Raw genomic sequence first — 13,872 nt, forward strand, 5'->3', positions numbered from 1 at the left:
ACGTCAGGAAGAATCTCTTTTAAGAGTAACAGATTCTTCACTATGCTTCGCTGCATTCAGAATGACAATGTGTAAACTTTTATTTAATTAAGAAAAAGCTTTTTCCAAATCTGCAATAAGGTCTTCTGCATCTTCAATTCCAACACTTAAACGAACCAGGTCATCAGTAATTCCTAATTCGGCGCGTTTTTCAGCAGGAATAGAAGCGTGAGTCATCAAAGCAGGATGATTCGCCAAAGATTCTACTCCACCAAGAGATTCTGCCAACGTGAAAACTTTTACTTTTTCTAAGAACCTGATCGCATCTTCTTTTTTACCAGATTTGAAAGTGAAAGAAACCATACCTCCGAAATCTTTCATCTGAGATTTTGCCAACTCATACTGTGGGTGAGATTCCAGTCCTGGATAAATTACTTTGTCTACTGCAGGATGAGACTCTAAATATTTTGCTACCGCCATTCCGTTTTCAGAGTGTCTCTGAACTCTTAAAGCCAAGGTTTTAATTCCTCTCAATACCAAATAAGAATCGTGAGGTCCTAAAATACCACCACTTGCAAACTGGATGAAGTGAAGCTTATCTCCCAATTCAGCATCTTTTGCGATCAAAGCTCCTGCAATAACATCAGAATGACCACCTAAATATTTGGTTGCAGAGTGCATTACGATGTCTGCTCCCAAATCAATCGGTCTCTGAAGATAGGGTGTTGCAAATGTGTTATCCACTGCAACCAAAATATCTTTTCCTTTTGCAACCTCAACAACCGCTTTAATATCTACCAACTTCATTAATGGATTTGTCGGAGTTTCAACCCAGATCAATTTCGTTTTATCGGTAATAACATCAGCAATTTTTGAGGCATCATCAAAATTCACGAACGTAAATTTCAACTGGTATTTTTCAAAAAGTCTGGTGAACATTCTGTAGGTTCCTCCGTATAAATCATCTACTGCAATTACCTCATCACCTGGATTTAATAATTTTAAAACACAGTCGATGGCAGCTAAACCTGAACCAAAAGCCAATCCTCTTGCTCCATTTTCAATGCTTGCCAAAGAGTCTTCCAAAGCCTGTCTTGTAGGATTTGCAGCTCTTGAATATTCATACCCGGAGTGTACTCCCGGACTTTTTTGTGCGAATGTAGACGTTAAAAATACAGGAACATTTACAGAACCTGTAGCAGATTCGTGGTGTTGTCCTCCGTGTATAACTTTTGTATTAAAATTCATAATATTTTGCTTTTTAGCTTATTGATTTTGGCATTTAGCTTTACAACTAACCTGCCAAAATTCTATTATTATTTGCTGAACACCTTTAACAAAAAGCCAATTGCCAATTGCTAAAAGCCTTTTTACATTTTAATTGCAGACTTGATTGCAAATTCTTCTGCCATCTCCTCAATCCATTGTGCCACATCTTCTTCTCCCGTAGCTCTTTGATAAGTGTTTCCAAGAGAAACTAAGACCTGATGAATAAACATTTTCATTTGATCCACAGGCATTTCTTTTGTCCACAGATCAATTCTTAATGCTTCCATTGCTTTCTCGTCCCAAACGGAAATCATGGTTGCTTTGGTTTCCTCTTTTTCGATTCCTCCGTCCTGCGCATTCCAGGTAATGGTTTCGGGAATATGGTTTTCATCCAATTCTACATCTATCGTAATCTGAGTCTTTCTCATTCTTTCTATTTTTCTAATTCTTTTTAGTTAATTTTTAGGTTTATATCCTGATTGATTGAAAATGGTTTGTGCATCCATTTTTAAGAAATCCAATAATTTAGTTTCCGGATTTTGTTTTAAATAAGATTTACAAATCTGCCATCCGGTAAAAATACCAATCTGGGGAGAAGATTCGTTATCTATTTCAGTATAAAATTTTGAGAATGGTCCGGAAGAAATAAAACGCTCTACCAATCTAGGATCATCACTGAACACTAAATTACTCTCTACAAAATAATTCCAGATATTGGCTTCGTTGGTAACTGCCCAGTCATATTGTTTTTGGGTGTAATTCATTTTAAGATAATCCGGAAAATCAGGTAAGAAGGCATCCTGAAGTGTCATAATTTTCCCATTCAGAATCAGCTGATCTACAAATTTCTGTCCCGTTGAAGCTGTCACAATATTTTCCGCAAAAATCTGCGAAACTTTAGGCACAATATTAGCCGGGTTCATCGACTTTTGGAAATACAGCTCCAATCCTTTATAATTAGGATTCCCATCTCCCATAAATCCTGTAATATCTATGAATAAAAAACCGCTTTTTTCATCATAAATAATCGGATCCTGAATCATTTGCAATGCAGACGAAAATAAGTATACTTTCGGACTCTTAAATTTCGGAAAATAGTATTTTATGTGTGAAAATAATTCCTGAAGTTCAGTCTGAAGCTTGTTCACATCTATTTTATGTATCGCTTCATTATAAATTTTAATTTCATTGGCATCTGTTCTTCTTTTCGAAAAATCTTCATCAGACACCGTTCCCTGAAACCAGGGAAACTGAGTTTTAAACTGCTCCAGAGGAACATTTTTATCATAAAACATTTTAGAAATATCCACTACCTGCACTTTTTCTGCCGGTTTTTCAATTTCTACTTTCCATTGTGATTCCTGCTCTTTTTTACATGACTGTAAGCTTAAAACTAAAATGGAAGAAAGTATAGCAATTCGGAAAATCTTCATTATTTTTACATCGTTTTTAAACACACAAAAATAAGGAATATAATCGGAAAATATTCAATTGTGAGGTCGATAAGTTGTCGGATATTAAGTCTAGAAATTGTTTTTTGAAGCAATAAATATCAATACAACTTTCTGTTTTTACAGCCTGCTTACAATTCAATAATTTAAACGATGTAATGTTTTAATAATAAAAATATGCAGACACAAAAAGTAATAGATCATATCGTAAACTGGCTAAAAGATTATGCCACCAAAGCAAATGTAAAAGGATATGTAATTGGAGTTTCCGGTGGTGTAGATTCCGGTGTGGTTTCTACCTTATGTGCCATGACCGGACTTGAAGTTTTGCTTTTGGAAATGCCGATCAGACAAAAGGAAGATCAGGTAAACCGGGCTCAGGATCATATTGAAGATCTGAAGAAAAGATTTCCGAATGTACAGGGAAAGAGAATCGACCTGACTCCCGTTTTTGAAACTTTTGAAAAAAGTGTGGAAGATCATGTTGAGGGAAGATGGAGCAACAATTTATCTTTGGCCAATACAAGATCGCGTTTCAGAATGGTAACTTTATATTACTTCGGACAGCTTCACGGACTTTTGGTTTGCGGAACAGGAAATAAAGTAGAAGATTTCGGAATCGGATTTTATACAAAATATGGAGACGGCGGTGTAGATGTTTCTCCGATTGCTGATCTTTACAAAACTGAGGTTTATCAATTGGCAAAAGATCTGAGCCTTATCGAAAGTATTCAGAATGCAATTCCAACTGACGGACTTTGGGATGCGGAAAGAACGGATGAAGATCAAATCGGGGCCACTTATCCTGAACTGGAAAAAATTCAGAAAGAATATGACACTAAAACAGTTGAAGATTATGAAGGCCGTGATAAGGAAGTCTTTATGATTTTTGACAGAATGCATAAAGCCGCAAAACATAAAATGGTTCCTATTCCTATCTGTGATATTCCGGAAGAGTGGAGAGAAAATTAATAGATAAACCTTATTAAACTTACGCTCATGAATGCTAAAACAAGACCTCTGTTTTTCATCTGTTTAGGACTTCTTTTCGGAATGTCTGTAATGTATGTCTATAATCATTTTATTAAGGATAAGAATTCTCTTCAGCAGGAAAAAACGATAAATAATCATAATGATTTTCAGGCAAAGGAGGGAAATACAGTAGAAAACAGTAGTGAAATTTATTCTATCACAGAGGAAGCAAAAGTTATTTCTTATGTAAAACAAAATCACAAGCTTCCTGATTATTATATCACAAAAAATGAAGCCAGAAAACAAGGTTGGAATCCTTCAAAAGGAAACCTTTGCGATGTTTTGCCGGGCAGAGCAATCGGTGGAGACAAATTTAATAACCGGGAAGGAACTTTACCACAGGGAGAAAAATACTTTGAAGCTGATGTGAATTACCACTGCGGAAGCAGAAAGGCAGACCGTATCATTTTCACAAAAAACGGAGATGTTTATTTGACGAAAAACCATTATAAGAGCTTTGAAAAGCAGTAGTAAAAATTAAAGAAAATAAATATGAAAACAATATATATAGATTTTACAGACATAGGAGATTATGAAGACTTCTATGCTCAATTAAAAGAAAAACTACCTCTTCCTGAGTATTTTGGAGAAAATCTGGATGCGTTGTCTGATATCATTACCGGAGAGCTGGAAATGCCCCTCCATTTAGAGTTTGTAAATATGAGCATTGACCAGCTGGAAATTTTCGAAGACTTACTAACCACATTGGAAGATATCGAAGATGAGATGGAAGATTTCACTTTCACTTATTATCTTGAGCAGTACGAAGACGATGAAGAAGAAATCAACGAAGAGGAAATATAATATAACAAAACTCGCAGATTGCTCTGCGAGTTGTTTGGTCTAGGACATGAAGTTAATCTGTCTAATTTAACTATTGCTTTATGAATTTATAACTCTGTTGTTTTCCCCCCTCAACAGAATATCGCAATAGGTAATCTCCACTTAATAAAGACGATACGTCAACCTGGTTATCTACCGAATTGAATGTTTTCACTTTTTGCCCGACCATATTATAAATTTCAGCTTTATCAATTTTTTTATTTCCTTTAAAATAAAGGATACTGGTTACCGGATTTGGATAAACTCCTACTTCATTGTTATCTTTTACATGATCTTTCACTGATAAATACTGTGTAAGATCTAAATAGAAACCTACAATCTGTCCGGATGCATTTAATCCTGTTCCTGCAATCTTTTTCCCGTCCTGAGAAATCGCCAAAGGCAATCCCATTGTCACCCCATTTGTTGCAATTCCTAATGATGTTGCATAATCATTTAAATTAATACGCCCGTTTGCCGCCGTCCAAATAAAGCCTTCTCCAGACATTGGAGGTGCTGAAAACGCCCTGAAATACCCTACTACAGTTGTTCCATTGGCAGATATTCCTGTGGCACCACCCCTGAAGAAGACCGAGGAATTTGGATGTGTTATATATGTTACTCCCGATGTTGTATTCCAAACATAAGGATTAGGCAATGCCGAACCTATGACTGTATTTCCATCCGCAGAAACTGCTCCGGCTTCCCCCAGATTATTTCCGCTACCATCTGTAATAAAACTTTCTACTCCATTTACCCATCTTGCCCCGCTTCTCGTTCCTGTGGGCTCATCCTGCCAACCAACAATGACAGTTCCATCAGTGTTCACCGCATTCGCTCTTGAGCTTCTTCCTGAAACTATACTTCCCAGATCTACCACTCCATTTGTTGCATCCCATTTCACAGCATGTGCTGTAGCCGCAGTAAGCCATCCTAAACCGACAATGGTTGTTCCATTCAAACTCATTCCCCAGGTAGAACTCACCGATCCGTCCCAACCTGTAGGAACCAATCCTCCTCTGTTTACCCATGTAGAAGTAGTTACATCATAGGTTGCTATTTCATTAAAACCTGTCGCAGCATTCGTCATTGAAGATGCAATTTTGGTCCCGTCATTAGAAACGACCGTTCTACCTGCAGCAGGATAACCGTTTGTAAGTGATCCTATCTGCACAAGTCCGCCTGCAGCGGTCCATTTATAAATTGCTCCCGCACTTGTATGCATACTCACCACTCCATTATCAGAAACTGCACCTACTGTGTAATTTCCAAGTCCCATTACGGTAAGCTGAGCTTTTATCATTCCAAAGTTCAGCAAACAATAACCCGCCAATACTTTAATTGAAAGATTGTAAATTTTTTTCATGCTTTTTATATTTAATATTTGAATTGGTGAGAGCAATATTAATATTATATTTACCCAATTAAAAGAAATTGTCTTTTACAATTCGTGAAATTCAAAAGAGACAAAACAATAAAGCACTAATAATCAACAATATAAATTTAAGACATTTTGAACTTATTTTCAAAATGATTATTTATAAAGACACAAAACAATTTTTATTTCTTTTAAAAACAAAGAGAAATTTACAAACCTAAATCATTAGGATACTCAGTAGAACCTGTTTAATTCTATTATTTTTTTATGAATTTATAATTCTGTAGTTTACCCCCTTTTACAGAATATTGCAGAATATAATCTCCACTTAACAAAGATGATACATTAATCTGATGATCCATAGGGTTAAAGGATTTCACTTTTTGGCCAACCATATTATAAATTTCAGCTTTCTCAATTTTTTCATTTCCCTTAAAATAAAGTATGTTCGTTACCGGATTCGGATAAAAACCAAGATCATTATTACTAGACGCTTCACTTGTTGATAAACAGCCTGAAGAATTTACCGTAACTGCTAAACGAGCACTGCTCTCGCAAGCTCCCACAACCTGAGCAGCATAATACGTTGTACCGTTCACCAACAGCGTTGTGCTAGGAAGTAAATTTCCGCCCGTGGCAGCACTATACCATTTTATACCAGAACCTCCAACGATAAGATCTGCCAGAGTCTGTGATGAACAAAAGTTCTGAACAGAATTCCCTGTAGGCGCAAGAGTGCTTCCGTCACATATCTGAAAAATTACATGATCTAAAAAAGCAAAATTTCCAGCCTGATTTATATTATTTTTTACTCCTTTAAAATTTACCCTGTTTGTCCCGGCTGGTAAAAGTATGTTTTTGGTAACCCATTGACTGGCCGTTGGAGTGAAAAAAGATGGAATTGTTCCTCCCGTGTTTAATTCCCCAGTTTGCCCTATTTCATAATTATGAGCCAGCGTAAAAGTTTGCCCTCCATCGGTTGAATATTCTAATAAAATATGATCATCTGCAAAAACCGTCTGAAGAGCCACAGGCATAGTATATCGGTTTGCGGCTGCGAATTGAAATGAAACTCCAACCTGCCCATTCGTAGGGTTATTTAAAATCGGAGATTTAACATTATAGGTAGAAAGTCCTGAACTGTTATAAAAGTTATACATTAAACTTCCGCCAGTTCCTCCATTCGGAGAATCTACGGATGTGTTTTCAACAACAATTACCGCAGCATTGGAATAATCCCATTGAGATTGCGTCGTAGTGCCTCCAAAGTTTTCAGTATATGGGAGACTCACCTGTGCTCCAATGAACATCGGAAAGAATGCGAGTAACTTCAAAAAAAGAAAATAATTTTTCTTCATAATATGTATTAAATTAAGATTTTTAATATATTTTAAATTGATGAAACAATATTAATATTATATTTATCCGTTTAAAAGATGTTGTCTTTTACAATTCGTGAAATTCAAAAAAATCAAAATCTCAACAACTTAATAATCAACAAAATAAATTTTAACTCTATTGAAGATAGTTTCAGGAAAGATTGTTTATAGCAGTATAAAAAATAGTTTACTTGCCTTAAAAATGCCGAAAAACAAAGGGAACCTTTTATTATTACTTCTCATTTTTTGGTCCATTGTTACAAACGGACAGTCTGGTCCCGACTTTTCTATTCTGGCAGATAAAGCATTTCAGAAACTGTATCAAAATCCGGATGACTGTATTAGCTATTCACAAAGCCTTCTTCTCAGTGATCAGAATATTGAGCACAAAATAGTTCTGCAAAATATCATTTCCCAGGCCTATGCCATGAAAGGAGATTATGTACAATCTGTAAGCACCTCGATACAGAAAGAAGATTTTCAGCAGAAAAACCTTTCCTATTTTATGCAGGCTTTTGGAGATTATAATCTTGCAGAGCAGTATCAAAATCTGGATTTATATAATCAGTCGAAAAAAATCATTAGCCGGCTTCTGTGTGATCAGCATCTTTTGAAAAGTAATGATCCACGCCTAAAAATCACGATCGCCAAACTTTATCAGCTTCAGGCGCTTAACTTCGGAATCAACAGAGAGTATAAGGATGCTTTACAATATCTCAACAAAAGTGACCAATATATCAATAATAGCAACGAAGAAAATATTATAACAAAAATTGAGAACAAGATTTTCCGTTCTACCTACCTGATAAAACTGAACCGTTTAGAAGAGTCTAAAAAACTGATCGACAGTTTAATTTATAGTCTTGAAAAATATAAAGACCGTCCATTTTTATTAGGATTTGCTTATGAAACCTTATCCCGCTATTATTTCTTTAAGCAGGATTATAAAACATCAGTTGCCCAATCAGAAATGGCACTTTCGCAAATTGAAAACCTCCCCTTTAACAATTTAAAAATCAAAATTTTTGAATCCTTATCCAGAAATTATTTTACCTTGCACGACAATGCAAAATACCATCAGTATAATAAACTTTACCTGGATTTAAAAACAAAGGAAGATTCCAATACCAAAGAAGGAATACGGTATATTGTAAAGCTTGTAGAGACCAATCTGAATAAAAATACCGAATTCCAGAAACAGAAGTATTCCCAATCCTTTTGGATGTTGACCCTGATTTTGACCTTCCTTATTCTGGGATTACTCATTTATCTGATTATCATTAAAAACAAAAATAGAGACCTAAAAAAACAATTTGATTTTTTTGAAAAGCAAAGAAGACAGAAAATTGCCTCTTCTCTGCCGCTTATAAAAACAATTCCTTCTGTTGAAAAGAACCCGGAAAAAGATTCTAATAAAATTTCAAAGGAAAAAGAGGAAGAAATCCTTCAAAAGCTGGAAGAGTTTGAACAATCTGACCGGTTTTTGAACAAAAACATGTCCCTTTCCCTACTTTCTTCCCAAATGGAAGTCAATACAAAATACCTTTCAGAAGTCATTAACAGCAGCAAAGAAAAGAACTTCAACGGATACATTAATGAATTAAGAATCAATCACATTGCTCATTTATTACGAACCAATCCTACCTTTCTTAATTATAAGGTGAGCTATCTTGCAGAATATTCGGGTTTTTCTTCACACAGTACATTTACAACCGTATTCAAATCGATTACAGGAATGTCGCCCAATGCTTATATTCAGGAAATCAGTAAAAGTAAATCTTTATGAAGTTCATTATAAAACTATTTTCGTTCTTGTTACTGAGCCTTTGTATTTCTTTAAATGCTCAAAAAGCTATCGGCGATTCTCTGATGAAAAAAGCCTATAATGAAATCTATGACAACCCGGACAACAGTATTAAAATCGGAAAAGATCTATTAAAAAAAGATAATGACATCAATACTTCCATCAGGATTTACATGCTGCTTTCCACAGCCAATATTGCCAAGAGAAATTTTGATGAATCTTTAAAATACATTTTAAAAGCCAAAGAGCTTTCTCAAAAAACAAACGATGCTAAAAACCAGGCAAGTGTCCTCATTGCTGTTGCGATACAGTACCAGCAAATGGAACTTTTCAGCAAAAGCCTTGAAACCCTGAACGAAGCAGACGTCTATTTAGCAAAACTCCCTGAAGATTCCCCTGAAAAACATGTAGAAACCGCGAGAAGCTATGCAATACGAGGCATGATCTACAAAAGCCAGTCAAACTCAGAAATTGCTCTCGAAAAATTCTTAATTTCTCTGCAAAATTTTGAAAAAGTACCGGTAAAGAAAATCACCTACTCCAATGTAAGCGTGGTATATTATAATATTGGTTATTGCTACTTGAACTTAAATCAAATTGAAAAAGCACAACAGGCATTTTCAGAATCGATAGAATACGCACAAAAAAACCATGCCAAAAGTCTTGAAGCCTTTGCTCTGAAAGGAATGTCTGAAGTACATAAGCAAAAACATGAATATCAGACTGCTATTAATCTGTTACAAAAAGCTGAGAATCTTAGCAAAAACACGGGAGACATTGTCCTCAACGAAGGAATTTATAAAGAAATGTCGGATAATTATCTGGCTTTAAGAAAACAGGATCTTTACCAGTTCTATCATAGAAAATATTTTGAAATGAACTTCAAAAGAAAGGAAAATGAGCTAATCTCCATCAATCAGGTTATTGACAATCATAATAAAGATACTTCCATTAAAAATAAAGAGGTCAAATCTTATTACATCTATTTAATGATTGCTGCATGTGTTGTAAGTTTAATGATTGTAGGATTTTTTATATACCTGATCTTAAAAATAAAAAAGCAGAATAGAAGATATCAAAAAGAAATACAGCATATTATACGTGCTTCATAACAAAAAAGCATTCCGGTTTCGGAATGCTTTTTAATTTTTTATAATACAAATCTATTTACCAATAGCTTCAGTAATCGGATTTCCTACATTTCCACTAGGAAACTGAATTTTCAGTAAAGACGAAACTGTAGGAGCAATATCAGTCATATAATAAGGCTTACTGCTCTCTCCATGCTGAATTCCCCATCCCATAAAAATTAACGGAATATGTGAATCATAAGAATTCCAAACGCTGTGTGTAGTTCCGGTTTTTGCATACGGAGGCAGCATAGAATCATGAGAGATTAGCTGAATATCTCCACTTCTCTGCCTGTTGATTCCATTGATAATTCTCTGCTTGATAGGCTCCGGTATCGTAGCTTCCTGAACTTCAGTCACAGAAACCGCATACAGTACAGTAGGATCTTTTTCCAATTCTTTGATTGCAAAATCTCTTACATCATCTAACTCAAGCTTATTATCTTTCAGTAATTTCCTGTCAAAATAAACCTGATAATTATCTACGGCATTAATCAATTTATCTACTCCGAATTTCTCTTTCAGTTTTTCATTGATATTTTTTTCCATTCCTTCCCCAAAGAAACCTGTCGCAATTTTATGCTCCTGCAAAAATCCTACAGAATGTGCTCCTCCATGATCTGCGGAAAGGAAAACCGTATATTGTCCTTTTCCAACTTTTGAATCCAAATAATTGAAAAACTGAGCCAAATCCTGATCTAATCTTAAATACACGTCCTCAACTTCAATAGAATTCGGGCCAAACTTATGACCTGCATAATCTGTTGAAGCCAAATTGATCGCTAAAAAATCCGTAATATCATCTCCTCCTAATTTTTCACCTTCCACAGAAGCTTCTGCCAATTTCAAAGTCAGCGTATTTCCGAAAGGTGTGTAACGGATATTATCTTTTTTTGCTTTATAATCAGCAGCTAAATTACTGTAAGGAAAAGTAGGTGTTTTTGCACTTCCTAATAGCCCTTCCCAGGAAGAATTGTCCGGCGAACTTTCCGTATACTGACTGATCGGAAGTAAAGTATTCCAGCCATTTTCTACCAATTTATCCGGTAAATTTTGAGAGTTGAACGATTTCACCCATTGCGGCAAATCATTCATATACCAAGTACTCGTGATAAAATTACCTGAAGAATCGTCAAACCAGAACGCTCCGTTCGGATTGTGACCTGCCGGAAGAATAGATGCACGGTCTTTTAAAGAAACTCCGATTACTTTTCCCTGAAAATTGGTTGCCAGTCTCAGTTCGTCTGTAACGGTAGTCGACCAAAGATTTTTTGGAGAGTGACTTCCTATTTTTGCATTCGTGGTTCCTACCGGTTTTACACTTTCGTCTGTTGTACAATATACATTTTGCCCCGTTTCTTTATCCGTCCAGTCATTCCCTGCAATCCCGTGAATTGCCGGAACCGAACCCGTATAAATACAAGTATGTCCTAAAGCCGTAACAGTAGGAACATACGGAATATGTACATTATTTAGAGAATATCCTGTTCCCAATAATCTTTTGAAACCGTCATTACCGTATTTATTGTAAAAACGATACAGGTAATCCCACCTCATTTGATCTACCACCAAACCGACTACCAGTTTCGGTCTTTCTAACTGTGAATTTTTGTTCTTCTGCGCATTGATTGTAAAAACGGATAAAAAAGTAACCGCCGCAATCGAAATTTTCCTAAACATTCAGTAAAATTTTATTGTGAACAAATTTACGGGTTTTGAAAATTTTAGTGTGTGAAATTTTGATTAAATTTAAAATTACAATATCCCACTATCTTTAAGCTAATTTTATTTACATTTGATGGCTGTAATCAACTTTTCCAAATGATTTTAGGTGTATACTGGTATTTTAAATTTCCTGAAGATCTTTATCAGTTTAAATATTTTCAATTTTATCCGGGGCACGGCGGACACATCGATAATTTAGCTGAACTTAAGGCAACTGTTGAGGTCCAAAATCCTGACAGTGTCGTTACAAAGCTCGAAAAATTAGTCAGTGAATTCTCAACCGCATTCTTGTATATAGGCATCAATGAAAACCAAATCCTAATCAGTATCAATGACTATCATTTGTTTGATTTTTATTTTCAGATGGCTGCAGATATTGAGAAAGTATTAATTACAGAAAATGCAATCTTAGTTGATCCCAAGAATCCGTTTCTAAAAAAAACGGAGAGGATACTAAGAAATAATCGGGACGGTAAATTCGAAACCATTCAGCATAAGTTCATACAGATTGTTGGTTCAGAATTCAAGAAAAATAATGCCGAAAATCTTTCTATAAGAGTTGATTGTAATTTACCTCTTGCAAACAAAAATATTTTTATTGAAAGTGTAAAAAATAGATACCAGGAAGAACATCTTGATGTCTTTTATTATCACTATACAGAATTTGGAAATCACTGTAACCTTATTTTATTTTTCACCAATGGCAGGCAAACAAAAAACAGTGTACAATTCGTAAATATCAATTCTTTTGGAAGTAAAATACGAAAGCTTTCTCAAGAATACGCGGCGTCTTTTGGGCATTTCAGAGGTTTTGAGAACTATCCTTTACACGGCCCGGTAATAGAATTAATGACAGATGAAGAATATATTCTAAAACAAGAAATTAAAAAAACATGATCAAATTTAAATATGTTATTCTGTATGTTGAAGATCTTGAAAAATCCATGAATTTTTACAAAGACACATTCAATACAGAAATAAAATTCATTACCCCTGAAAAAGATTACGGCGAACTGATCACGGGTGATATAACGCTTTCATTTGCTTCCCTGACTCTTGCTCATTCCAATATTAAAGAAGGATTTTTACATTCAAAGGCAGACAGGAAGCCTTTCGGGATTGAACTGGGTTTTGTAACTGAAAACGTGGAATCTCTGGTAGAAAAGGCAATTCACAATGGTGCCGTTTTATATGAAAATACAGTTGAAAAACCTTGGGGACAAAAGGTAGCTTATATTAAAGATCCTGATAATTACCTGATCGAAATTTGCACCGAAATCAGCTAGAATCATCTCAAAAAATCCAACAGTTCATGGAAATCAAAAAACTAGAAAAACTCACCTTCAATCCAACTATAAACTGGGGTTTCAACGGCTATGAAACGGATAAAATCTTTACTGTTTCCACCATAAAAATAGGAAAATCTTTTGAATTCAGTTTAAGAGAAAAAAAACAGTATTATCAAAAGATCTGGAAAACGAATACCGAGGATATCAATGACTTGAATGAAATTATTGAACAAGGAAATTCTTTCGGAGCCTTTGAAAATCACGAGTTAATCGGTTGGGTAATATGCGATTTCAGAGTATGGAACAACAGTCTTTTTATTGAAAATATTCTGATTGATGAAAAATCCAGAGGTCAAAATATAGGAAGATTACTCATCAAATATGTCAATCGTAAAGCCCGAGAATTACAATGCAGAATGGTAGAGTTAGAAGTTCAGAACACCAATTATCCCGCTATACAATTCTATCAGAAGGCGGGATTTTCCATCACCGGAATTAATACAAAGCTGTATAAAGATTCTTCTGAAACAGCTTTATTTATGAGCTTTGATGTTATGATTTAAAATAGTTTTTATAAACTGTCAATAAATATTTCTAATTGATAGATATACAGT

At 35.0% G+C, this 13,872-nt stretch carries 14 protein-coding genes; 8 read left to right on the forward strand and 6 right to left on the reverse strand.

Annotation, left to right across the window (positions count from 1 at the left end):
• Positions 1 to 87: 87 nt before the first annotated feature.
• The 3 genes from P0Y62_08535 to P0Y62_08545 all read right to left on the reverse strand — a co-directional run bounded on the left by P0Y62_08535 (position 88) and on the right by P0Y62_08545 (position 2,681).
• Positions 88 to 1,227 (reverse strand): cystathionine gamma-synthase, encoded by a 1,140-nt coding sequence (locus tag P0Y62_08535; GenBank protein ID WEK71600.1) that lies wholly within the window; start codon positions 1,225 to 1,227, stop codon positions 88 to 90.
• A 122-nt stretch (positions 1,228 to 1,349) separates the two neighbouring features.
• Positions 1,350 to 1,676, reverse strand: a complete 327-nt coding sequence (gene gldC / locus P0Y62_08540; GenBank protein ID WEK71601.1) for a gliding motility protein GldC — start codon at positions 1,674 to 1,676, stop codon at positions 1,350 to 1,352.
• Positions 1,677 to 1,703: 27 nt separating this feature from the next.
• Complete coding sequence (locus tag P0Y62_08545; protein ID WEK71602.1) at positions 1,704 to 2,681, reverse strand: gliding motility protein GldB; 978 nt, start codon at positions 2,679 to 2,681, stop codon at positions 1,704 to 1,706.
• A gap of 195 nt (positions 2,682 to 2,876) precedes the next feature.
• Between P0Y62_08545 and nadE the strand changes: the two genes are divergently transcribed.
• The 3 genes from nadE to P0Y62_08560 are packed head-to-tail and all read left to right on the forward strand — an operon-like array spanning position 2,877 to position 4,535.
• Positions 2,877 to 3,671, forward strand: coding sequence for an NAD(+) synthase (nadE, locus tag P0Y62_08550; GenBank protein WEK71603.1), 795 nt, complete (start codon positions 2,877 to 2,879; stop codon positions 3,669 to 3,671).
• A gap of 27 nt (positions 3,672 to 3,698) precedes the next feature.
• Entirely contained in the window at positions 3,699 to 4,202 is a 504-nt protein-coding gene (locus P0Y62_08555) for a ribonuclease domain-containing protein (GenBank protein WEK71604.1), read from the forward strand.
• A 21-nt stretch (positions 4,203 to 4,223) separates the two neighbouring features.
• Entirely contained in the window at positions 4,224 to 4,535 is a 312-nt protein-coding gene (locus tag P0Y62_08560; protein ID WEK71605.1) for a barstar family protein, read from the forward strand.
• A gap of 70 nt (positions 4,536 to 4,605) precedes the next feature.
• On the opposite strand, the gene P0Y62_08565 is transcribed toward P0Y62_08560, so the two are convergent.
• Positions 4,606 to 5,919: a T9SS type A sorting domain-containing protein gene (locus P0Y62_08565; GenBank protein WEK71606.1), complete on the reverse strand. Its 1,314-nt coding sequence runs from the start codon at positions 5,917 to 5,919 to the stop codon at positions 4,606 to 4,608.
• Between the two features lie 269 nt (positions 5,920 to 6,188).
• Positions 6,189 to 7,265 (reverse strand): T9SS type A sorting domain-containing protein, encoded by a 1,077-nt coding sequence (locus P0Y62_08570; protein WEK71607.1) that lies wholly within the window; start codon positions 7,263 to 7,265, stop codon positions 6,189 to 6,191.
• A gap of 247 nt (positions 7,266 to 7,512) precedes the next feature.
• Here P0Y62_08570 and P0Y62_08575 point away from each other — a divergent pair, with 247 nt between their 5' ends.
• Both P0Y62_08575 and P0Y62_08580 read left to right on the forward strand, forming a co-directional pair.
• The gene (locus P0Y62_08575; protein ID WEK71608.1) at positions 7,513 to 9,096 is read left to right on the forward strand and encodes an AraC family transcriptional regulator; all 1,584 of its coding nucleotides are present in this window, start codon (positions 7,513 to 7,515) and stop codon (positions 9,094 to 9,096) included.
• Complete coding sequence (locus P0Y62_08580; protein ID WEK71609.1) at positions 9,093 to 10,226, forward strand: tetratricopeptide repeat protein; 1,134 nt, start codon at positions 9,093 to 9,095, stop codon at positions 10,224 to 10,226. The genes P0Y62_08575 and P0Y62_08580 overlap by 4 nt, the downstream gene beginning before the upstream one ends.
• 51 nt (positions 10,227 to 10,277) lie before the next feature.
• On the opposite strand, the gene P0Y62_08585 is transcribed toward P0Y62_08580, so the two are convergent.
• Positions 10,278 to 11,924 (reverse strand): alkaline phosphatase family protein, encoded by a 1,647-nt coding sequence (locus tag P0Y62_08585; GenBank protein ID WEK71610.1) that lies wholly within the window; start codon positions 11,922 to 11,924, stop codon positions 10,278 to 10,280.
• A gap of 141 nt (positions 11,925 to 12,065) precedes the next feature.
• Between P0Y62_08585 and P0Y62_08590 the strand changes: the two genes are divergently transcribed.
• From P0Y62_08590 to P0Y62_08600, 3 genes are read left to right on the forward strand one after another with little or no spacing between them, the layout of a single operon-like run.
• Complete coding sequence (locus P0Y62_08590) at positions 12,066 to 12,866, forward strand: hypothetical protein (protein WEK71611.1); 801 nt, start codon at positions 12,066 to 12,068, stop codon at positions 12,864 to 12,866.
• Entirely contained in the window at positions 12,863 to 13,255 is a 393-nt protein-coding gene (locus P0Y62_08595; GenBank protein ID WEK71612.1) for a VOC family protein, read from the forward strand. The genes P0Y62_08590 and P0Y62_08595 overlap by 4 nt, the downstream gene beginning before the upstream one ends.
• A gap of 26 nt (positions 13,256 to 13,281) precedes the next feature.
• Entirely contained in the window at positions 13,282 to 13,821 is a 540-nt protein-coding gene (locus tag P0Y62_08600; GenBank protein ID WEK71613.1) for a GNAT family N-acetyltransferase, read from the forward strand.
• Positions 13,822 to 13,872: the final 51 nt, after the last annotated feature.

Source organism: Candidatus Chryseobacterium colombiense (genome assembly GCA_029203185.1).
Taxonomy (GTDB): Bacteria; Bacteroidota; Bacteroidia; order Flavobacteriales; family Weeksellaceae; genus Chryseobacterium; species Chryseobacterium colombiense.

Coding starts and splice junctions, on each gene's coding strand:
- P0Y62_08535 (WEK71600.1), bottom strand. CDS start 1,227: ATGAATTTTAATACAAAAGTTATACACGGAGGACAACACCACGAATCT.
- gldC (WEK71601.1), bottom strand. CDS start 1,676: ATGAGAAAGACTCAGATTACGATAGATGTAGAATTGGATGAAAACCAT.
- P0Y62_08545 (WEK71602.1), bottom strand. CDS start 2,681: ATGAAGATTTTCCGAATTGCTATACTTTCTTCCATTTTAGTTTTAAGC.
- nadE (WEK71603.1), top strand. CDS start 2,877: ATGCAGACACAAAAAGTAATAGATCATATCGTAAACTGGCTAAAAGAT.
- P0Y62_08555 (WEK71604.1), top strand. CDS start 3,699: ATGAATGCTAAAACAAGACCTCTGTTTTTCATCTGTTTAGGACTTCTT.
- P0Y62_08560 (WEK71605.1), top strand. CDS start 4,224: ATGAAAACAATATATATAGATTTTACAGACATAGGAGATTATGAAGAC.
- P0Y62_08565 (WEK71606.1), bottom strand. CDS start 5,919: ATGAAAAAAATTTACAATCTTTCAATTAAAGTATTGGCGGGTTATTGT.
- P0Y62_08575 (WEK71608.1), top strand. CDS start 7,513: ATGCCGAAAAACAAAGGGAACCTTTTATTATTACTTCTCATTTTTTGG.
- P0Y62_08580 (WEK71609.1), top strand. CDS start 9,093: ATGAAGTTCATTATAAAACTATTTTCGTTCTTGTTACTGAGCCTTTGT.
- P0Y62_08585 (WEK71610.1), bottom strand. CDS start 11,924: ATGTTTAGGAAAATTTCGATTGCGGCGGTTACTTTTTTATCCGTTTTT.
- P0Y62_08590 (WEK71611.1), top strand. CDS start 12,066: ATGATTTTAGGTGTATACTGGTATTTTAAATTTCCTGAAGATCTTTAT.
- P0Y62_08595 (WEK71612.1), top strand. CDS start 12,863: ATGATCAAATTTAAATATGTTATTCTGTATGTTGAAGATCTTGAAAAA.
- P0Y62_08600 (WEK71613.1), top strand. CDS start 13,282: ATGGAAATCAAAAAACTAGAAAAACTCACCTTCAATCCAACTATAAAC.